This window comes from Prosthecobacter fluviatilis (assembly GCF_055388355.1).
Genome location: NZ_AP043782.1, coordinates 4,376,301 through 4,395,772, shown reverse-complemented (window position 1 = coordinate 4,395,772; position 19,472 = coordinate 4,376,301). Strand labels below are relative to the sequence as shown.

Annotated in this window: 16 protein-coding genes; 6 read left to right on the top strand and 10 right to left on the bottom strand. The window is 60.9% G+C overall.

From position 1 onward, the window contains the following. Nucleotides 1-35 precede the first annotated feature (35 nt). From ACZ5WW_RS17105 to ACZ5WW_RS17080, 6 genes are all read right to left on the bottom strand, one after another. Nucleotides 36-668, bottom strand: coding sequence for a response regulator (locus ACZ5WW_RS17105; protein WP_377166040.1), 633 nt, complete (start codon nucleotides 666-668; stop codon nucleotides 36-38). Further along, nucleotides 665-2,560, bottom strand: coding sequence for a discoidin domain-containing protein (locus ACZ5WW_RS17100; protein ID WP_377166042.1), 1,896 nt, complete (start codon nucleotides 2,558-2,560; stop codon nucleotides 665-667). The genes ACZ5WW_RS17105 and ACZ5WW_RS17100 overlap by 4 nt, the downstream gene beginning before the upstream one ends. Before the next feature lie 92 nt (nucleotides 2,561-2,652). Further along, nucleotides 2,653-3,852 carry a DUF1552 domain-containing protein gene (locus ACZ5WW_RS17095; protein WP_377166044.1) on the bottom strand — a complete coding sequence of 400 codons (1,200 nt, stop codon included), beginning with the start codon at nucleotides 3,850-3,852 and terminating at the stop codon, nucleotides 2,653-2,655. A gap of 95 nt (nucleotides 3,853-3,947) precedes the next feature. After that, entirely contained in the window at nucleotides 3,948-6,476 is a 2,529-nt protein-coding gene (locus ACZ5WW_RS17090) for a DUF1592 domain-containing protein (protein ID WP_377166046.1), read from the bottom strand. Next, nucleotides 6,473-7,309 carry an IclR family transcriptional regulator gene (locus tag ACZ5WW_RS17085; RefSeq protein ID WP_377166048.1) on the bottom strand — a complete coding sequence of 279 codons (837 nt, stop codon included), beginning with the start codon at nucleotides 7,307-7,309 and terminating at the stop codon, nucleotides 6,473-6,475. Before ACZ5WW_RS17085 ends, ACZ5WW_RS17090 begins: the two co-directional genes overlap by 4 nt. An 842-nt stretch (nucleotides 7,310-8,151) precedes the next feature. Then, nucleotides 8,152-9,537, bottom strand: coding sequence for an alkaline phosphatase family protein (locus ACZ5WW_RS17080; RefSeq protein WP_377166050.1), 1,386 nt, complete (start codon nucleotides 9,535-9,537; stop codon nucleotides 8,152-8,154). 46 nt (nucleotides 9,538-9,583) lie between these two features. On the opposite strand from ACZ5WW_RS17080, the gene ACZ5WW_RS17075 reads away from it, so the two are divergent. Beyond that, the gene (locus ACZ5WW_RS17075; RefSeq protein ID WP_377166052.1) at nucleotides 9,584-10,372 is read left to right on the top strand and encodes a glycerophosphodiester phosphodiesterase; all 789 of its coding nucleotides are present in this window, start codon (nucleotides 9,584-9,586) and stop codon (nucleotides 10,370-10,372) included. 459 nt (nucleotides 10,373-10,831) lie between these two features. Next, complete coding sequence (locus ACZ5WW_RS17070) at nucleotides 10,832-12,727, top strand: ABC-F family ATP-binding cassette domain-containing protein (RefSeq protein ID WP_377166054.1); 1,896 nt, start codon at nucleotides 10,832-10,834, stop codon at nucleotides 12,725-12,727. A 131-nt stretch (nucleotides 12,728-12,858) separates the two neighbouring features. Here ACZ5WW_RS17070 and ACZ5WW_RS17065 read toward each other — a convergent pair whose 3' ends face one another. After that, nucleotides 12,859-13,185 (bottom strand): hypothetical protein, encoded by a 327-nt coding sequence (locus ACZ5WW_RS17065; RefSeq protein ID WP_377166056.1) that lies wholly within the window; start codon nucleotides 13,183-13,185, stop codon nucleotides 12,859-12,861. A 35-nt stretch (nucleotides 13,186-13,220) separates the two neighbouring features. Continuing rightward, nucleotides 13,221-13,862: a 3-keto-disaccharide hydrolase gene (locus ACZ5WW_RS17060; protein ID WP_377166058.1), complete on the bottom strand. Its 642-nt coding sequence runs from the start codon at nucleotides 13,860-13,862 to the stop codon at nucleotides 13,221-13,223. Between the two features lie 207 nt (nucleotides 13,863-14,069). On the opposite strand from ACZ5WW_RS17060, the gene ACZ5WW_RS17055 reads away from it, so the two are divergent. The 3 genes from ACZ5WW_RS17055 to ACZ5WW_RS17045 all read left to right on the top strand — a co-directional run bounded on the left by ACZ5WW_RS17055 (nucleotide 14,070) and on the right by ACZ5WW_RS17045 (nucleotide 16,690). Further along, entirely contained in the window at nucleotides 14,070-14,348 is a 279-nt protein-coding gene (locus ACZ5WW_RS17055; protein ID WP_377166060.1) for a hypothetical protein, read from the top strand. A gap of 248 nt (nucleotides 14,349-14,596) precedes the next feature. Then, nucleotides 14,597-15,352 carry an SDR family NAD(P)-dependent oxidoreductase gene (locus ACZ5WW_RS17050; RefSeq protein WP_377166062.1) on the top strand — a complete coding sequence of 252 codons (756 nt, stop codon included), beginning with the start codon at nucleotides 14,597-14,599 and terminating at the stop codon, nucleotides 15,350-15,352. Nucleotides 15,353-15,379: 27 nt separating this feature from the next. After that, complete coding sequence (locus tag ACZ5WW_RS17045; protein WP_377166064.1) at nucleotides 15,380-16,690, top strand: hypothetical protein; 1,311 nt, start codon at nucleotides 15,380-15,382, stop codon at nucleotides 16,688-16,690. 34 nt (nucleotides 16,691-16,724) lie between these two features. Here ACZ5WW_RS17045 and ACZ5WW_RS17040 read toward each other — a convergent pair whose 3' ends face one another. Continuing rightward, nucleotides 16,725-17,552 (bottom strand): ATP-grasp domain-containing protein, encoded by an 828-nt coding sequence (locus ACZ5WW_RS17040; RefSeq protein ID WP_377166066.1) that lies wholly within the window; start codon nucleotides 17,550-17,552, stop codon nucleotides 16,725-16,727. Further along, nucleotides 17,545-18,417: an NAD(P)-dependent oxidoreductase gene (locus ACZ5WW_RS17035; protein WP_377166068.1), complete on the bottom strand. Its 873-nt coding sequence runs from the start codon at nucleotides 18,415-18,417 to the stop codon at nucleotides 17,545-17,547. The genes ACZ5WW_RS17040 and ACZ5WW_RS17035 overlap by 8 nt, the downstream gene beginning before the upstream one ends. A 56-nt stretch (nucleotides 18,418-18,473) precedes the next feature. Here ACZ5WW_RS17035 and ACZ5WW_RS17030 point away from each other — a divergent pair, with 56 nt between their 5' ends. Next, nucleotides 18,474-19,442, top strand: a complete 969-nt coding sequence (locus ACZ5WW_RS17030; RefSeq protein WP_377166070.1) for an NAD-dependent epimerase/dehydratase family protein — start codon at nucleotides 18,474-18,476, stop codon at nucleotides 19,440-19,442. Nucleotides 19,443-19,472 lie beyond the last annotated feature (30 nt).

Sequence of the window (19,472 nt, the reverse complement as noted above, 5' to 3'; positions counted from 1 at the left end):
GAGGGAGATTTTCATGCCACGCGAGCGCGGGACAGTCAGACCAGCCCCTCTTTGAGCGCCTTGGCCACGGCGCCGGTGCGTGTGTTGACCTCCAGCTTCTCGTAAATGCGTCGGAGGTAGGTGTCCACGGTGTGCACGCTGAGGCTCAACCTGTCGGCGATTTCCTTTTTGATGAGCCCTGTGGTCATGAGTTGCAGGATCTCCTTTTCACGGTCGCTGAGGCCGTAGTCGCGCTGTTTGGGTGCGAGTTTGGAAAACATGTCCAGCACACGGCGGGCGATGCGGGGATTCATGGGAGAGCCGCCTGCGAGGGCATCGCGCACGGCCTGGGTGATGTCGGCTCCGCTGCTGGTCTTGAGAAGATAGCCGGCTGCTCCGGCGCAGATGGCCTGGAAGACTTTGTCGTCGTCCTCAAAGACGGTGAGAATGACGACGAGGGTCTTGGGTGCGCGCTCTTTGATGAGACGGATGGCATCAAGGCCGCTCATGCCGGGAAGGCCGACATCGAGGAGGATCAGGTCGGGGGCGTTTGATTCAGAAAGTGCGGCGAGGAGCTTTTCGCAGGAGTCGAAGTCACAAGGGCATTGCAGGTCCGTTTCGGTGGCAAGGAGACGCACGAGAGTGCGCCGAAAAGAAGCATGGTCTTCAACGATCCAAAGTGTGCTCATGAGAAATCAGCCTCCAGGGTAATGCAGGTGCCGTGGCCGGGACTGCCAGTGATGTGCAGGGCGCCGCCGAGAACGGTGGCGCGGTGGCGGAGATTGGCGAGGCCGTTTCCTGCGGTGATGGCGGCGGAATCGAAGCCGCAGCCGTCGTCTTCAATGCGGAGATGGAAGTGTTTTGCCTTCCATTTCACCAAAATGCGCACTTTTGCAGCATGGGCATGACGGGTGATGTTGTGCACGGCTTCACGGAAGAGGAGGAAGACCTGGCGGTGGAATTCGAGCGAAGCGGTGGCGGGTTCATTGCCGTTTGGCGCATCAAGCTGCCAGTCGATGTCTTTGAGCAAGGATGCAGCGCTTTGGCGCATGGCCTCGACGAGGCTTGAAAGCGGTGGCAGATCGCCCTCACGAACAAGCCAGATGATGCCACGCATGGACTCGGCGGCCTCTCCCGCGAGGCGGTGGATTTCCTGCATGGAGTCGGAGGCGGGGCCGTCTCGCAGCGCCAGCTCTGACATGAGGCGGATGCTGCCGAGGTGGCTGCCAATTTCGTCATGGAGATCCCGGGAGATGCGATGGCGCAGAGATTCCATCTCCTGCTGACGAGAGCGGCGAGAACGCAACCATGCGAGCCAGGCGGAGAGGATGGCGATGCCTAAGACGCTGCCGCCAAGCCATGTGGTGCGCTGGTATGCGATGGCAAGCGCCTGGTTGCGCTGAGTTTCCAAGGCGGTGAGTTCATCGGTGAGCTGGCGGCGCAGGGAGAGAGCGGAGAGCCAGGTGGATTCATCCAAAAGGGCGCCGGTGCTACTGCGTGCGTCAATGAGGCCAGAGCGGGTCCATGATGCGGTGATGGTGTCGTCTGAACTCGTGACTGTGGAGTTGAGCACGATGTTGCGACCATGGTCAAAGGCCTGCAGCTCTGCGAGGGCGAAGACGAAGTCGCCGCTGCGTTCCCAGAGATGCGTGGCGGTGACGCGGATGGTCTGACAACGCAGATTGGGGCACGAGAAAGCAACCGGGGTGTCTGCGGGATTGGGGAAGTCGGTGGTGGTGGCGTCGAAGATGGTTTTGCCATCGGCTTCCACTTTGAAGCGGCGGGGGAAGCCGAAGCCGGAGCGCTCGGGGTAGTCGCGGGGGTGGGCGGGGATGAGGCGGATCTCGTCGATGGCATGAGGTGCGCCGAGATCCACCTGAATCCATTTAGTGGTCTCCGCGTTGGTGGAGATGCCGCTGTGCCAGCCGTTGCCGTTTGTTTCATCTGGATGCACTGGCAGGCCGAGAGAGTAAGCGCCGTCCACAAGATGACGAGGGGACCAGGTGGGGAGGGTTTCGACGGAGTTGGGAGCAAGGACCTGGGCGTGGAGGGCAGCGTTGCGGCCCTGGCTGAAGACGAGGAGCTCGCCGAGGCAGAAGATGTAGCGGCGGGTGCCGTGGGGCTGGGCGGCAAGGGTGGTGGCAGTGAAGCGGATGTGTCGTGCTTTGATTCCATTTCCTGCCACAAACCATGGCGCGGGTGAGGGCGCGTTATTGTCGGAGAAATGGTCCAGAAGTGTGTCGGATTCGGCAAAAAGGGGGTCGTTTGAGGCGTCGATGCGGAAGCGGCGTGGAAAACCGTAGGCTTCGACCACACCGAGCATGGCGGGAATGACAACGACTGAGTCGAGCGGGTACTCGGCACCAAGGTCGATCTGGACCCAGCGGACGGAGTCGGCATGCGGAGCGAGGCCGCTGTGGAAGCCTGCGTGCTCCAGGGGCTGGGGGGCGGGAAGAGCGGGGAGTTTTGAGAGCGCGGTCTGGAGCTCGTGCTGGCGGTGGTCCAGCGTGGTGAGCTGGGGGTTCAGCCACCCGAGGAAGGATGCGAGGATGAGCAGGGCTGGTTTCAATGAGGGAACCATTCCTGACAATGAGATGAGTGCAAGGCACGTGAAGGCGGGACAGGACTGGGAGAGGGAGGGCCGCTTGCTATGCGCAGGACTATTGCGGTGATCTAGGCCAGACCGGTGAGGCTGCCGGTGCTGGAGCCGAATTTGTCGGACTCGACGCCGAGGCGGTGGAGGAGGGAGACGAAGAGGTTGCTGAGGGGGAGGTTGTTGTCGCGTTTGAAGGCAAGGTGCTGGCCGTGTTTGAAGCCGCCGCCGGCGAGGAGGATGGGGAGGTTGGTGTTGTCGTGGGTGTTGGCGTCTCCCATGTTGCTGCCGAAGAGGACCATGGTGCGGTCGAGAAGGCGGGCGTCGTCCTCCTTTTTTAAGGCGAGGGTTTGGATGAGCTTTTTGAAGAGGCGCATCTGCTCGAGGTCGGCTTCGGCGAGCTGGCGTACTTTTTCTTCGGACTGGCCGTGATGGCTGAGGCCGTGATAGCCTTCGGTGGTGTTGTCAGCACCGGGAAGATGGAAAGCGGGTGTGGCGAAGGCATCGACCATGAGGGTGATGATGCGGGTGGAGTCGGACTCGAAGGCGAGCTGCGCCATGGAGAGCATGAGGTCGAGCTTTTCGAAGATGAGTTTTTTGTCCTGGATGTTCTTGGGCTCGGGCTGGGTGGCGACGGGCTTGGGCTTGAGCTCCCATTCACGGGCGGTGAGAAGGCGCTCTTCGACTTCGCGGACTGAGGTGAGGTATTGATCGAGGCGGGCGCGGTCGGTGCTGCCGAGGTCGCGGCTGAGGCGTTTGGTTTGGTCGAGGAGGGTGTCGAGGATGCTGCCGCGTTCATCGAGCTGCTGGAGCTGTTTTTTGACGGCGGCGGGATCGCCCTGAACGAACATGCGGCGAAAGAGGGCGGGTGCGCTGTCTTCGGCGGGAAGGAGGACGCCATCGCGAGTCCAGGAGAGGCTGCGATTGGCTTTGTCGATGTTAACGCCGAGGTTGAGCGTTGGGTAGCGGGTCTGCTGGCCGAGTTTTTCGGCGATGTATTGATCGAGGGAGATTTGATTGCGGAAGCCGCTCTTGGTGGGACCGCGTGCGGCGGTGAGGAAGCAGTTTTCGGCGCTGTGGCCGCCGTTGACGTCCGGGTGGGACATGCCGCTGAAGAGGGTGAACTCATTGCGGACTTCGGCGAGTGGCGCGAGGGTTGGTGAGAGTTCGTAGTCGCGTCCGGTGTTTTTGGGGAAGAACGGCTTTGGTAGAAAGCCGAGGTTGTTCGAGATGATCAGCAGCCGTTGCGGGGCTTTTGTCTGAGCGGCTCGGCCGAACACTGGTTTCAGACATTCCAGCAACGGAAGAGCAAGCTTCACCCCCGCGCTATGCAAGAAGCGACGGCGAGAAAGGGGTTTGGCGATGTAAGGAGCGTTCATTTCGATTGTCCGAGGAAGATGGAGCTTTGAACCAGCGCGAGTATCAGATCGCGCACACGATAGCCGTCCTTTGAGCAGGTGTTGAGGAGGGATTCGATTTGGGGGCGGTCGGAGAAGCGGACGGGGGTGCCGGTGGCGTAGAGAGTGAACTGGTGGAGGAGATTGCGGGCGAGCTGGCGGGGATTGGCGGCGAGGAGGGTTTTGAGGTCGTTGATGTTCTTGAAGGTGCGGCCGTCGAGGAGTTTTCCATTGGTGTCCACGGGGGAGGCGATGGTGTAACTGAAGGTGTGGCCGGCGCGGTCGATGCCGGTGATGCGTTCTCCTTCTTCAAGACCGCGATAGTGGGTGCGCCAGCCGCCGAGGATGTCGAAGTTTTCGAGGGCGAGGCCGACGGGATCGAAACGGGCGTGGCAGGCGGCGCAGGTTTTGGATTTGGTGTGGAGGGCGAGGAGATCGCGGATGGTTTTGGCACCACGGATGTCGGGCTCGACGGCGGGGACGCTGGCGGGTGGTGGTGGAGGTGGCTGGCCGATGAGGCGCTCCATGACCCAGGCGCCGCGAACGACGGGGGAGGTGGTGGTGCCGTTGGCGCTGACTTTTAAAACGGCGGCCTGAGTGAGGAGGCCGCCGAGGGGGCTGCCTTTGGGCACTGGAACTTTGCGCATGGCGGAGCCGGTGAGTGGTGGAAGCTGGTAGTGCTTGGAGAGGCGGTCGTTGGCGAAGACGAAGTCTGACTGCACCAGCACGCTGGCGGGGAGGTTGTCGCGGATCATCGAGGTGAAGAAGGTGCGGGTTTCGCGCTCCATGCTTTCGACGAGGTATTCGTCGAAGCGGTATTCAGGGAAGAGGCGGATGTCGGGATCATCGCGGCGGATGTGGCGGAGATTGAGCCAGCAGTCGGTGAAGTTTTTGACGAAGCGGTCAAAGGCGGGGCTGGCGATGAGGCGTTCGGTTTCGGCGCGGAGAGTCTGGGGATCGCGCAGCTTTTTGTTTTGCGCGAGGTCCATGAGCCTGGCGTCAGGACGGGAGTTGGTGAGGAAGTGAGAGAGGCGGGAGGCGATGGCAAAGTGGTCGTCTGCCTTGATGGGCTCGCGGACGTAGATGAAGTCGCCGGAGGCGAGGAAGGCCTTGTAGCCAGCGAGCATAGCCTCTGCGAAGGGCACGTTTTTGGCGAGCTGGGCCTGGATGAGGGAGTCGAAGAGTTTCAGGTCTTCTTCGGGAACGGGCTCGCGTGCGGCGAGTGTGACGAAGCGGCGGAGGAGGCGTCTGGCCTCCTGCTGCGGGTCCTGGGGTTTGGGCTGGATGCCGAGGTCATCAAAGAGGACGCGATGGGAGGCTGGCGGCCAGGTTTGGGATTCGACGGGGCCTTCGATTTCCAGCCACTGCACGGCGAGGCCGGGCTGGCCGCCCTCTGGGAACGGCGGATAGCGGTAGGAAGGAGCGGAGCCGTTGGGGTTCATGGCCAGCGGCATGGGGAGACCGAGAAGGCTGTACTCGATGGCCTCGCCTGCGCGCAGACGGACGGTGGTTTCGTAAACGCGCTTTTCGGGCTGGATGTCGATGATGCCGCCGGAGTCGTGGACTTCATTGATGATGTCCACGCCCGCAGGTTTGCGGGTGCGGAAGGTCATGGGCAGGGGCTTTGTGGCCGGGGTGATCACGTAGCCGGGCTGCTGCAGGACGGCGCGGGCGGAGAAGCGGACTTTGTAGTTGCCGGTGCGCTTTGCGGTAAAGTGTTTGGGCGTGCCGAGGTAAGGCCAGCTGGCGGAGCGGAAGAGGGCCATCTCGATGGTGTCGTCTTTGGCGAGGTCCTTTTCGGTGGGCTCGTTTTTGCCTTTGTCGTTTTTGCCTTTGAACTCCATGGCCTTGCTGTCGCGGGCGAAGAACATGGCCTCGCGATTGCCGAAGGTGCCGGTGCCGGGGAAGAGATCGGTGCCGACGGCGCGATATTTGGTTATTGGCGGCGGTGCTGGCTCGGTGGTCATGGCCGCGTGCAATGCGGCCTCTGCGGCGTCCAGGTAGGCGACGAGCTGCACGCGGGACATGTCGAGCATGTCGGTGGTTTTGTTGAAGCGGTGGCCTTCGCGGTCTTCGGGCAGGATGTCGCGAATGTCGAGGTCGGGGAGTTGAAGGAGATCGCGCAAGTTTTGTTCGTACTCGTCGCGGTTGAGGCGGCGGAGGGGGCCGCGACCGTGGGCGAGGATGTCGGCGTGATCGGCGGTGGTGATGGAGGTGGACAGAGATTTGACGAGGGCGGCGCGGTCTGGCTGCGGGAGGTCTTCGGGCTTGGGGGGCATCTCGCCTTTTTCGACGCGGTCGTAGATGCGGATCCAGCGGTCGCGGGTGGCGGGATTGGTGAGATCAAAGGGCAGAGCCGTGAGATCGAGGCTGCCTTTGGTGTTGTCCTTGTCGTGGCATTCGAGGCAGCTTTGCTGGATCTGGGGCGGGGCGGTTTGCGCGTGCGTCTGCGCCAGCATGGGAAGAGCACTGAGGCTCAGGATGGAGATGAGGTGCTTGTGGTTCATGCTGCGAGGGCGCCTCCACGCAGGGCTGTGGTGGCCATGGTGCCGGCTTGTTTTATCACGGCAGTTAGTTTGGCCATGCGCTCTTCACTCAGACGCTGGCTGGGGCCGGTGATCCAGAGGGAGGCGATGGCGTTTCCTTCGGCGTTGAAGATGGGAGCGGCGAGGCAGTGGTGGCCTTCGAGGTGTTCGCCGACGTCCACGGCAAAGCCGGTTTGGCGAACTTCATCGAGGCACTTGAGGAAGTCTTTGCGGTTTGAAATGGTCCAGGGGTGGAAGCGTTCGAACTTCATGCCGGAGATGATGTCGTCGCGCTCGGATTCGGGAGTGAATGCGAGCATGACTTTGCCGGGGCCGCTGGTGTGGAGGGGGAAGCGGGTGCCGCGCTCGACGTAGAATTTGATCATGGCGCGACCGATGACGCGCTCGAGCACGATGCCTTCGGAGCCGCTGAGGATGCCGAGGTGGGCGGCTTCGCCGGTCTGGTCGCTGAGCCAGCGCATGGCGGGCAAAGCGGCCTCGGTGAGGGGGACGTCATCGATGACGGGCTGGCAGAGTTTGAGCATGGCGGCGCCGACGCTGAAGCGTTTTTCGGCATCGCGCACAAGGTAGCCGTGGGAGACGAGTGACTGGGTGACGCGGTAGACGAAGTTGACGGAGAGTTTGAGCTGGGCGGCGATCTCGGAAAGCGAGAGGCCCTGGGGGTGGCCGCCGAGGCAGTGGAGGACGGCCAGGGCGCGGTCGAGGCTGGGGGTGCTGAAGCCGGAGTCATGGACGGGGGCCTTGGGGGTTGGCTTTGTCCTGGGCTGGCGGCGGGGTGAACTGGTGGCGGGCATTTTCTATATGCTGAAGTAGTTGCACGGGTAGAAACGTGGTGGAAGCGAGGTTTCTTGCGTGTGACAAAGGAGGGTACAAGGCCTGCCTTTTGAATCTGTCCGCGCGTGATGATTCAGCGCGCACCATGATGTATCCAAAATGCACCCAGGGGGCGTGGGAGAGGGGTTAGTGGGCTGTGGGCGAAAGGGTGTTTGTTTTTGGCAATGGAATGGAGAGCAACGTGAATGGGGAGGGGCAGAGTTGGAGAGAGGGTGGGCGGACGAAAAGGGAGCGCTGTGTTTCGGCAGAGGAATGTGTTGGCAAAGGAATGGGCGGTGGGTGATTTGATTGAGGTGTGGTGGGGCGGAGATGGGGATGTGTGCTGGTTTTTGGCGGGGTGTGTGGCGAAGTGGTGCGGCAGGGACATGCGTCCGGAGCCGATGTGGACATCGGCGCTCCCAGCAATGAGCCCCCCCTCGAGGATGAGAACGCTTCTCGCATACCTCCGGCATGCGGCCTTGGGTGGGAATGACGTCGTGGGCCTAGTCCGGTGGTTCTCGCTCGCCAAGGCTCGCTTCACCACCGGCTACCTTCCGTGCTTTGCCTTCGGCTGTCTTCGCTTCGCTACGGCTCTCCGGGAGCAAATGCCCTTCATACCTTCATTTGCGCCGCATTCACGTTCCAGAACCGGCCTGCTTGCGATGCTTAAAGCACAGCTTCAAGCGCCTCGAAATTGCGGCCTGCTGCGGACTAAAGTCCGCGCTCCTAAAGCCTTTTGCTTCCGGGCTAAGTTCTGCAATGCATGCGATTAACTGAGTGCACTTCAGGCCAGAGAGGAATCTCTGCTGCGTTGAGCAGTGAATTATTTCTTGTCTGCGGAGATCAGGATCTCTTCGAGGACGCGGCCGTCGGGCTGGGGGAGCTTGAGGGCCAGGAGTTTGGCGATGGTGGGGGCGACGTCGAGATTGGCCATGCGGTCGAGGACGATGCCTTTTTTGATGCCGCGGCCGCTGGCGATGAAGATGCCGTCGAGCTCGGGGTCGGTGTTGGGGTAGCCGTGGGTGCCGGCGTAGTTGACGGAAGGGGTGACGGTGGCGTCTCCACCGGCGTCGTTTTTGAAGGCGTAGCCAGCTTTGGGGTAGAGGATGAGATCTCCCATGCCCTGGTTTTCCTCGGGGGTGGGCATGCCGAGGGTGTGGCCGTCTTTGCCGTCGATGACGCGATCGACGCCTTCAACCTTTGAGAACATTTCTTTGAGCTTGGGGAGGAGCTCGGCTTTGCGGGCGGGATTGGTGACATAGACGAAGGCCATGCCGCCCTGGGTCATGGAGTAGGCATCGCAGGTGGTAATGGTGGGGCCGAGGCCCTGGGCGAGCCCTGCTTTCTTGAGCTCGACATTGGGGAGGATGATCTTTGTGACTTTCTTGAAGCCGTGATCGGTGGCGATGATGAAGGTGGTGCTGTCGCGCAGGCCGCTGTCTTCGACGGCTTTGACGAGATCTCCCACAAGGCGGTCGGCGTAGGCGAGGGCGGTGTGGCTGGCGGTGGATCCGGGGCCGTAGGTGTGGTGGGTGGAGTCGGTGTTGAGAGTGTGATAGAGGAGGAGGTTGGGCTTGTGGGTCTTGAAGATGTGGATGGCGGCCTTGGTCCACATGTTGTCGAGGAAGGTGACGCTTTTGCGCTGGGGGCCGAGCTGCATCCAGGTGATGTGCTCGGGCTTGATCTCGCCGGCGGCGATCATTTCCTTTTCGACCTTGCCTTCGGCTTCGGGGAGCTCGGCGAAGCTCCAGTCGATGGTTTTGGCTTTGGTGACGGCGACCCAGTCTGACTCGGCGGTGGTGAGGCCGACGTCGTGAGCGACATCGTAGAGAGTGGGGGCATGGACGAGCCTGGTTTTGTCTGCCCACTGCTCAATCTTGGGGGGCTTGTTGTCGCCCTGGCGGACGAGGAGGCCATTGAAGAGGACGCCGTGCTTGCGGGGTTCGACGCCGGTGACGAGGGTGGTGTGATTGATCCAGGTGATGGAGGGATTGCTGACGGTCATGGCCTTGGTGCTGGCACCTTCGGCGGCGAGCTTGCGGAGATTGGGGATCTGGAGGGATTCATCGTTCCAGAGCCAGGCGGGGAAGCCATCGAGACTGATGAGGATGACGTGCTGGTCTTTGGGGTCGGCGGACGGTGACTTGGAGCAGGAAGTCAGCGTGCGGACGATGATGATGCTGATGACGAGCAGGAAACAAAATTTCATTTGGGGCGAATGGTTACGGATGCTTGTGCCGTTTGCTTTCTCCCTCATGAAGTCTGCCGTCTTTTTCCTTCTCGCCGCCATGTCTGCCAACGCTGTCGAAATCGTCGCTCATCGCGGTTTTTCCGCGCGTGCCCCGGAGAACACGCTGGGTGCGTTTGAGCTGGCGTGGAAGAACGGGACGGATGCGTGCGAGCTGGATGTGTACCTGACCGCCGACGGCAAGACGGCGGTGATTCATGACAAGGACACGAAGCGCACCACAGGCGTGAAGATGGATGTGGCGACGACGAAACAGGCGGAGCTGACGGCGCTGGATGCGGGAACGTGGAAGGGCAAGGAGTGGGCGAGTGAGAAGATCCCGACGCTGGAGCAGGCGCTGGCGACGATGCCGAAGGGGAAGCAGCGTTTCTTCATTGAGGTGAAGTGCGGGGCGGAGATCGTGCCGGAGCTGAAGCGGATTTTGGAACCGATGAAGGACCGTGCGGCGCAGCTGGCGATCATTGCCTTTAACCGTGGGGCGGCAGCGGAGTCGAAGAAGGCGATGCCGTGGATGAAGGTGTACCGGCTGGCCTCAGGGAAGACGAAGGAGAAGAAGCCGACGGATCTGACGCAGCTGATCGCGGATACGAAGGCGGACAAGCTGGACGGGCTGGACCTGGGGATGACGGATTTTCCGTGGGATGCAGCAATGGTGAAGCAGGTGCGCGATGCAGGCTTTGGGCTTTATGTGTGGACGGTGAACAAGCCTGCGGATGTGAAGCGGTTTGCGGCGCTGGGGGTGGACGGGATCACGACGGATGATCCGGTGATGGTGAGGGAAACGCTGGGGAAGTGAGAGTTTGTGGTGGAGTGAAAGGAAATGCTGTTTTTTGGCAGAGGAATAGTTGGCCAAGGAATGATTTTGAGGTGTGGCTGGGGAGCGTTGGGTGAGCGGGAGGTTGAAAAATGGGAACTGAAAACTGAGAATTGTAAATTGGGCGGGCGGCGTGGAGATGGTGAGGGGGCTTGTGTGCGTAGTGACAGAGGCGGTGGCGGAGTGGCGTGAAATACGCTGCTGGTGGTCGCGGTGTGCGGCGAAAGCGCTGGGGTTGCTTCCCGGATTGGCTGGCTGAACCCAGGGGAGCACTCGCTAAAGCTCGGCACCCCTGGGCTGAAAGACGGAAGGCCGTTGGCCTTCATGGCAAGGATGCCGGTCTGTTGTACAAGGCGCTAACTTGGTGAGGCGAAATTGGAGGATTTGAGGTGTAATCTTTCGCAGTGAGTGGGAGATGATGCTATCTCAACGGCCCCCTTTATGTCTCCGATCACTCCTGCTGTTATTTCTGCCAAAGACCTGCGCCTGCAATTTGGGCTGCAGCAGGTGTTTATTGATGCGACGATGAGCATCCATGAAGGGGAGAAGCTGGGGCTGGTCGGGCGGAATGGGTCGGGAAAGACGAGCCTGATGCGCATCCTGGCGGGGACGGAGAAGCCGGACAGCGGGACGATCTCGCGGAGGAACGGGATCATTGTGAGCCACCTGGCGCAGGAGTTTACGCTGGATGAGGAGGCGAGCGTGCTGGACAACGTGCGCTCCGGAGCGGCGGCGCTGCTGGAGATGGTGGCGCGCTATGAGTCGGGGGATTACAAGGGGGACCAGGAGGCGGAGCTGCTGCACCAGATCCAACTGCATGATGGCTGGGGTGTGGAGACGAGGATCAGCACGGCGATGAATGAGCTGGGGGTGCCTGCGGCGGACCGGACTGTGAAGGGGCTCTCGGGTGGTGAGAAGAGGCGCGTGGCACTGGCGCGTGCGCTGGTGGCGCAGCCGGATCTGCTGCTGCTGGATGAGCCGACGAACCATCTGGATGCAGAGTCGATCGAGTGGCTGGAGATTTTCCTGCGCGAGTTTACCGGGGCGGTGCTGTTTGTGACGCATGACCGGTACTTTCTGGACCGGGTGGCGACGCGGATCATCGAGATCGATGACAGCCGGATTTACAGTCATCCGGGGAACTACAGTGACTTTCTGGAGAGCAAGGCGATCCGCGAGAGTGTGGAGGCGAACTCGGAGAGGCGGCGGCAGAGCTTTCTGCGGCATGAGCTGGAGTTTGTGCGGGCGGGTGTGAGCGCGCGGCGGACGAAGCAACGCTCGAGACTGGATGAGTATGCGCGTGTGGCGGCGATGGATGCGCCTGAGGAGGAGCTGGTGATGGATTTGATTATTCCGCCGGCGGCGCCGCTGGCGAACACGATCATCGATGCGACGGACATCGGGGCGTGTGTGAATGACCGGTGGCTTTTCAGCCACCTGAACCTGAGTTTTGAGGCGGGGACGTGCACGGGGATCATCGGCCGCAACGGGCTGGGCAAGACGACGCTGCTGCGGATGCTGATGGGCGAGCAGGAGCCGACCGAGGGCAAGGTCACGATCGGCAAGCGGACGGTGTTTAACTATGTGGACCAGCAGCGGCTGCTGCTGGACCCGGAGAAGAGCGTGATGGAGGAGGTGGCGGGGCCGAACTCTGACTTTGTGCAGTTTGGCCCAGAGAAGCTGCATGTGCGGACGTACCTGCGGCGCTTCCTTTTCACCGATGAGCGCGCGACGATGCGGGTGAAGGAGCTGAGCGGTGGGGAGCAGAGCCGGGTGCTGCTGGCGAAGATCCTGCGGCGCGGGGGCAATTTTTTGATTTTGGATGAGCCGACGAATGATCTGGACCTGCAGACGATGCGGGTGCTGGAGGAGGCGATTCTTTCTTTTAAAGGATGCGTGCTGGTGGTGAGCCATGACCGGTACTTCCTGGACCGGGTGTGCGACCGGCTGATCGCGTTTGAGGGGCAGGGGCGCATCCATGAATGCGCGGGGAACTACAGCTACTACCAGGAGAAGCGGGCGGCGAAGGCTGCGGCGGAGCTGGCGATGGTGCAGGCGCCGGTGAAGAAGGAGAAGCCGGCGGCGGCGGGAAATGCGAAGCCGAAGAAGATGTCGCAGAAGGAGCAGCGTGAGCTGGCGGAGGTGGAGGCGGCGATGGCGACGCTGGAGGGAGAGATCGCGGCGATGGAGGCGGAGCTGAGCAACCCGGAGACGTTTGTGAAGCTGGGGGCGGGAACGAATGACTACCTGGCGAAGCTGGAGGCGAAGAAGACGGAGCTGGAGGGGAAGTTTGCGAGGTGGGCGGAGCTGGAGGAGATCAAGGCGGCGTGCGGGTAATCCGATTGAGGTCTTTTTAGGTTCGCGGTTGTTAGTTTCACGCTTGTTAAGAGTCAGGGTGGAAACGGGGGCTTCCTTGTTCCGCAGGAACAAGGCTACTTTGCTGCGCCGGAAGCAGCCAGATTTCGGGATTATCGATCGAGTGTCTCGACCATTTCCCGGGTGGCCTTGGTCGCCCAATCGTCGATGGCGTCATAGTTCCTCGCAGCCATGAAGTCGAAGAGCTGATCCAGCCTGCGAAGCTTTTGTGGGGATACTACCTGTGCAAGCTCATCATATGAGACCTCTGAGGTGGTCGTATCCAAATGCCACCAAAGTCGCATGAGATAGCGACATTCTTCCTGATCGCGGACGTCTGCGAATCTCGAATGCAGGGCCGCTCTTACATGGTCCAGCTGATCCTCATTTCGAAACCAGTCGGGGCGGCTGGGAGACCACTCGGAAAGCAGTGCTGTCATGGCTTTGACCGAGTGGTCGGGAAGTGCGCTAGGTTTTACTCCAGCACCTTGATTTTCATGTTGCGGTAGTAGACGGGGGCCTGGGCTTTGCCGTGGAGGCCCTGGAGGCCGATGGGGCCGGAGCGGGCGAAGTCTTTGAGGGCTTTTTTGAATTTGTTGGGGGTGCCGTCGGGGTTTTTGCCGACTTCGGGCCAGTTGTCGAGGTTGGCATTGATGACTTCGACGCCGTTGAAGAGGACGGTGACGAGGGGGCCTTTGCAGGTGATGGTGTAGTGATTCCACTCGCCGACGGGCTTGGCCGCGCTCTGGCTGGGGGGCATGGCATCGTAGATGGCGGCGACCATGCCGTATTTGCTGCCGTCTGCGGAGTCGTGGACCTGGATCTCGAGGGCGGAGAGGACGTCTTTGATATTTCCTGAGCGGAGGAAGATGCCGCTGTTGGATTCTTTTTCGACCTTGAACTCGAGGTCGAGGATGAAGTCGCCGTAGGAGGCCTTGGTCCAGAGGGTGTCGTGGGTGGTGGCGACGAGTTCACCGCCTTTGATGACCCAGCCTGCGGGATCGACTGCGTTGGAGAAGTCGGAGGGGAAGAGGTCCTGCCAGCCGGTGGTGTCGGGGTGGTCGGCGGCCAAGGTGACGGAAGCGGCGGCGAGGAGGGCGAGAAGCGTGCGTTTCATGGGGTGAGGGGTAACGTGGAATGAGAGGGGGAGATTCAAGAAATTTGGGCCAACCCGGAGGGGCCTGAGCCTTCGCTGAAGAGGGAACGGTGATTTTTTAGGGGACGAAGGGGCCGAGGAAGCGAGGAGGTGGATTTATAGGATTGCTTTTTTCGCCGGGTTGGCCAATTCTCAACAATAATTGCCAGTCTCAATCCTATCAGCTCCATGAAATCCGCTCACTCCTTGGTTCTCGTTTCGGTTCTTGCCGCTTTGTCCCTCACCTCCTGTGGTCATGACTGGAGCTGGAGCGGTGGTGGCTACAAGCCTGTGAAGCTCGGCGGCACCTATTACGGCAGCAACTTCAACGGAGCTCCGAGCTTTGGCGGTCATGGCGGTGGCTATGGCAACGGCTACAGCGTGTGGCCGCAGCCCACGATCAACTACGGCGAGAACTTCACGTATGAAGATGTCCCGACGCTGGTGGGCAACAGCTGGGAACACTAAGAGTGACCTGCCTGTGATGCAGGCGCGTCTGACACCCAATCTTTAAGAGAGGCCTCCTGCAGAACGCAGGAGGCTTTTTTGTGGGGTGCTGGGTGGGCGATATCGTTTCCCCCAACTGATTTCCGGCAGCGCTTGTGTCGAGACGCTGGGCGGAGGCTGGAGGACCAGCCTCCCTGCCTCGAGCTGGGCACGTGTGTGAACGTGAGGTGGGCTTTGCATAAGCGAAGCGGGCGCTTCATAATTGAGGGATGAATTTGAATCTTGCGGGACAGTCGGTGGCGGTGTTTGGAGCGGCGCGTGGCATTGGCCGGGCGATTGCGGATGGTTTTGTGGCGGAGGGGTGCGTGGTGCGTGGATTTGACCGGGAGAAGACGGCGGAGTTTGTGACGGTGGGGGATGTGACGGATTATGAAGGGGTGAAGAGGTTTGCGGGTGAGTTTGAGGCGGTGGATCACGTTGTTTTTTGCGTGGGCATTGGCTCGGGGAAGTTTGGGTTTCCGTTTTGGAATCTGGAGCCTGGGGACTGGGCGCGGGTGCTGGAGGTGAACCTCATTGGCGCGGTGAATGTGGCGCATGCATTTGCGCCGAGGCTGATCGAGAGCGGCGGGGGATCGATGCTGTTTCTCGTTTCCGTGGCGGGACAGATGGGGTCGCAGACGGATCCGCCGTACAGCGCGTCGAAGGCGGGGCTGATCAATTTTACGCAGTGCGCGGCGAAGGATCTGGGGCCGCATAATGTGCGGGTGAATGCGCTGGCGCCGGGGATGGTGAAGACGGAGCTGAATCAGAGCATCTGGGCGGCGGGGCAGAAGAAGCTGCCGGAGAGCCAGCGGCAGAGCTTTGACGCGTGGGCGGCGGAGAAGATCCAGAAGGTGTCCCACCTGGGCCGCTGGCAGATGCCGGACGAGTATGCGGCGATGGCGACGTTTCTGGCGTCAGATCATGCGAAGAACATCACCGGGCAGACCATCAATATTGATGGGGGGCAGGTGATGCATGCGTGAGGCTTTCAAACTTCTGCTTTCCCCACCATGAGTGACCAAGCCGCCCAGCCTATACGGTCTTCCAATTTTAAACTTCTATGGCTGCCGTTCGTGGTTGCCTTTGCAGGTTTATGCGTTGCATTCTACCCCTACCCCATAAGCCGGTCCTTCCGATGGGTTGGCGAAGCATTTGGATTCATTTATTTGGGGGGACTGCTCTGGTTTTTCGGCCTTTCCATCGTCAGCTTTTTTCAAAAGCGCACGCGCAGAGGCTTTGGCGCACTCGGGCTGCTGTTTCTGCTGGGGATTGCGTTGTTTATTGCCATTGGAGTCAGCCTTTTCTCCGGAATGTTTGGTGACTCGAAAGATGGCTTCGCGGACAATTTGAAGCTGCCGGAAGGGGTCGCTCTCTCAGAGCCTGACAACTCATCCGATTTCGAGATTGAAGAGGGAAACTCGGCCGATACTTTTCAAGCCGCGATCAGAAAGTCCATGGAACGACCCGGCAATGACAAGGCAGATGCGATTTTTCACCTGTCGTCGCTGGCGCGATTGAGAAAGGATCATCCGGTGTTGCTAGATCGCTATCTTGCAGCGCATCCGGGCTGGAGGGTTTACGAAGAACATGGCAATCGTTTTGCCACGAGGCGCTGGATGAAGGGAGACAAATGGCAGATTACACTTCACGGCTACTATTCTCGTTTTGACAGAGATACCTCGCGATTCCAGTCACGCACCACCATGGGCTTTTCAGGAGAAGCGTGGGCACGGGGTGCCCAACGCATTGCGCCCGATGTACTGACGCCTGTCGAGATTCAGCGCGGGAACGAACTCTGGCAAAGTCATGTGATCATTCCTGTGGAAGATGTGCTGGTGGAGTTGTTTGAACAAAGCGATGCGCGGGAGCGGCGGATAAGCACGGCAGCGGCGGCAGAACTCGATCGAGAATTCAAAACGCTGCTCGACGCTCCAGATTGGAGTCATGGGCGCGAGATTTTGCCTGTGGGATCTATCTTGAAAGGCGCTGCTTCCATCGAGCTGTCAGGACAAGGAGGTATCTACAATGCCCTAATTCGCTGCAATCCAGGAGCGCCAGGAAGAGTCTATCTCAAAGCATTTGAGATCACCCGAAACTACCGTCTATCCGAAGATCGGTTAAAGACGGCCACCAACGAGTGGATCGGCTGGTCGGACGACCCTTCCGAGCAGTTTTTGTCAGAGACTCACTTCACCATTTATGAAGGCGACTGGGAGCAATATTACGGCGCGCGATTCGAGGTTTGGTTTGAACCCGATGATCACAGCGGTGAACGCAAGCTGCTGGAGCGCAACTTTAAGATTGAAGGCTGGATGCGCTGATCATTGCTCGATGGGGACAGGTGATGCATTTCGCTCACACGGTTTTGCGCTTTGAAATCCAGGGATGATGTGATGCGGTGACTTCTGACCTGGGCAGGATGGCGGCGCGGATGGTTTGGAGGACTTGTGTGGGATCGCAGCCGTAGAGGCCGGCACCCCAGCATGGGTTTGACTCGATGATGGCCCAGGTGCCGTCGCTGGTTTTACCGACATCCAGAGTGCAGGCGGGTGGGAGTGGGACGGTTGGGTCTGACAAGATGCGTTCAGCGAACGTGCGGGCCTCGGTTTCTTCGTGAAGGAGGCACGGCCATTGGTCGTCTGCGGATCGGGCGAGCTCCCCTTCCCTCCAGTAAGGGCTCATGGTCATGAGCTTGCGATTCAAAACGAAGCAACGAACTTCGAGCCGGAAGTCCATGATGCCGGAACGGAGGACGGGGATGTCTTGATCTACCTGCTCTTCGGAGGGTAGGTCGCTGCCAGAAGCATAGACGCGAGGCTCGAAGATCTTGCCGTCGGCAGGTTTGACAAAGGCCGGTGAGTCCAAGAGGCGAGCGCTGCCGAGTGTCATGAACTCGATCTGACGAGAGAGGTATTTCTGAGGGACGGTGGTGAGCCAGTCGATGGAAGGTTCCAGGAGGGCGAGGTCCATTTGATCGGCGACGGCCTCTGCGAAAAGGGGCTCGCCGTAGATGATGATGCTGTTTGGACAGGAGCGCAGTTCTTCGGGAACGCGCCAGGCCTGGATGCGGTGGACAGGCCAATGATTGGCAACGCAGACGCGCCAGATGGCTACGGAGTCATCCGTGGCGCGGGGACCGAGGAGGACCGTGATTGGACGGTCATCTTTGACTAGCTCACTCATACAACCTGAAGAGGCCGGAGTGATCGAGGTCGCCGAGGTGTTTTTCGTGGACGAATTTTTCCCACTGGGCGAGAGAGTTTTTGAGGGTGGGGGAGTCGAGGCCGACGGAGTCGGCGAGCTGGGACATGAGGCGGACGTCCTTGAGCTGGAGGGTGGCGCGGCCGCCGGGGGCGAAGTCGCGGCGGACCATGCGGTCGCCGTGGAGATCGAGGATGCGGCTTTCGGCGAAGCCGCCGAGGAGGGCTTTTCTTACCAGGGCGGGATCGACGCCGGAGAGTTCGGCGAGGCGGAGGGCCTGGGCGACGGCGTCGATGGTCTGGGCGACGATGAGCTGATTGGCGAGTTTTGTCACCTGACCGCTGCCGACGGGGCCGAGGTGGGTGATGTTTTTGCCGACGGCCTGGAAGATGGGGAGGGCGCGCTGGAAATTGGCCTCACTGCCGCCGGCCATGATGGTGAGGGTGCCGGCCTCGGCGCCGACCTGGCCGCCGGAGACGGGGGAGTCGACCCAGTTCACACGCTCGGCGAATTTTTTGGTCTCGGGGACGCCGGTGGTGCCGAAGTCGATGATGAGGGCGTCTGGGTGCAGGCCTTCGATGAGGCCGCCGGGGCCGAAGACGACCTGCTCGACGACGTCGGTCATGGTGAGATTGATGCAGATGATGCCGGGGCCGACCTCGCGGGCGAGCTCGGGGAGGGAGGCGGCGCGGCGCATGCCGAGGGCGACGGCGGCCTCTGCGGGGGCGGGGCTGCGATTCCAGACGACGACGTCGGCTCCGGCTTCATGGAGGTGGCGTGCATTGGCGCGGCCCATGTTGCCGAGTCCGACGAATCCGATCTTGTGTCCTGCGAGTGGCTTGCTCATGTCGGGGCGAACTCACATCAGGCGGTGCCTGATGGCAAACCCTTCCCTACTCAACCATGAAAATCATCATCACCGGCGGCGGCGGCTTCCTTGGATCTCAGCTGGCACAGAAACTCCTGGAACGCGGCACGTGGTGCGGGCAGGCGATCACGGAGATGGTGCTGCTGGATGCGTTTTTTCGTGGAGAGCCGACGGATGCGCGGGTGAAGCACATCACAGGTGACATTGGCGACCGTGCGACGGTGCTGGCGGCGACGGGGGCGAAGTTTGACGTGATCTTTCACCTGGCCTCGATGGTGAGCGGGGAGTGCGAGGAGCGCTTTGATGATGCGATGCGAGTGAACCTGGAAGGCGGGCGCAATGTGTTTGAGGCGGCGCGTGTGGCGGAAGGGCGGCCGAGGGTGGTGTTTGCGAGCAGTGTGGCGGTGTATGGCGGGCTGGACATGTCGCAGCTGATGTCTGACCTGACGAAGCAACTGCCGCAGACGACCTACGGGATGACGAAGGCGATGTGTGAGATGATGGTGAACGACCACACGCGCAAAGGGCACTTTGACGGGCGCAGTGTGCGACTGCCGACGGTGATCGTGCGGCCGGGCAAGCCGAATGCGGCGGCTTCGAGCTGGGCGAGCGGGATGTTTCGTGAGCCGCTGAATGGTGAGCCGTGCATGCTGCCGATCCGGCGGGACCAGCCGCACCCGATGACGGGGTACCGGACGGTGATCGAGTCGTTCATCTTTTTGAGCGAGGTGCCTGAGGAGAAGCTGGGCAAGGACCGTGCGTATGTGCTGCCTGCGCACCGGGTGACGCCGAACATTGCGGAGAAGGTGATCCAGGAAGTGGCGGCGGAGAAAGGCATCAAGCTGGGACCGATCGTGGATGCGTTTGATGCGCGGATTCAGGGGATCGTGGACAACTGGCCGCAGCAGGTGGATGGGGCGCGCGCGGAGGCGATTGGCCTGCCGAAGCCGCCGGAGCTGAAGGTGATCGTGGAACAATATGTGGCGGACTTTGGAATGAAGTAGGCTTTGCCGTGACGGGGGAATGCGGTAGCC

What these genes read in the sequence shown, in the direction of transcription:
- ACZ5WW_RS17105 (WP_377166040.1), bottom strand. Translation starts at nt 668, where the DNA reads ATGAGCACACTTTGGATCGTTGAAGACCATGCTTCTTTTCGGCGCACT.
- ACZ5WW_RS17100 (WP_377166042.1), bottom strand. Translation starts at nt 2,560, where the DNA reads ATGGTTCCCTCATTGAAACCAGCCCTGCTCATCCTCGCATCCTTCCTC.
- ACZ5WW_RS17090 (WP_377166046.1), bottom strand. Translation starts at nt 6,476, where the DNA reads ATGAACCACAAGCACCTCATCTCCATCCTGAGCCTCAGTGCTCTTCCC.
- ACZ5WW_RS17085 (WP_377166048.1), bottom strand. Translation starts at nt 7,309, where the DNA reads ATGCCCGCCACCAGTTCACCCCGCCGCCAGCCCAGGACAAAGCCAACC.
- ACZ5WW_RS17080 (WP_377166050.1), bottom strand. Translation starts at nt 9,537, where the DNA reads ATGAAATTTTGTTTCCTGCTCGTCATCAGCATCATCATCGTCCGCACG.
- ACZ5WW_RS17075 (WP_377166052.1), top strand. Translation starts at nt 9,584, where the DNA reads ATGAAGTCTGCCGTCTTTTTCCTTCTCGCCGCCATGTCTGCCAACGCT.
- ACZ5WW_RS17070 (WP_377166054.1), top strand. Translation starts at nt 10,832, where the DNA reads ATGTCTCCGATCACTCCTGCTGTTATTTCTGCCAAAGACCTGCGCCTG.
- ACZ5WW_RS17065 (WP_377166056.1), bottom strand. Translation starts at nt 13,185, where the DNA reads ATGACAGCACTGCTTTCCGAGTGGTCTCCCAGCCGCCCCGACTGGTTT.
- ACZ5WW_RS17060 (WP_377166058.1), bottom strand. Translation starts at nt 13,862, where the DNA reads ATGAAACGCACGCTTCTCGCCCTCCTCGCCGCCGCTTCCGTCACCTTG.
- ACZ5WW_RS17055 (WP_377166060.1), top strand. Translation starts at nt 14,070, where the DNA reads ATGAAATCCGCTCACTCCTTGGTTCTCGTTTCGGTTCTTGCCGCTTTG.
- ACZ5WW_RS17050 (WP_377166062.1), top strand. Translation starts at nt 14,597, where the DNA reads ATGAATTTGAATCTTGCGGGACAGTCGGTGGCGGTGTTTGGAGCGGCG.
- ACZ5WW_RS17045 (WP_377166064.1), top strand. Translation starts at nt 15,380, where the DNA reads ATGAGTGACCAAGCCGCCCAGCCTATACGGTCTTCCAATTTTAAACTT.
- ACZ5WW_RS17040 (WP_377166066.1), bottom strand. Translation starts at nt 17,552, where the DNA reads ATGAGTGAGCTAGTCAAAGATGACCGTCCAATCACGGTCCTCCTCGGT.
- ACZ5WW_RS17035 (WP_377166068.1), bottom strand. Translation starts at nt 18,417, where the DNA reads ATGAGCAAGCCACTCGCAGGACACAAGATCGGATTCGTCGGACTCGGC.
- ACZ5WW_RS17030 (WP_377166070.1), top strand. Translation starts at nt 18,474, where the DNA reads ATGAAAATCATCATCACCGGCGGCGGCGGCTTCCTTGGATCTCAGCTG.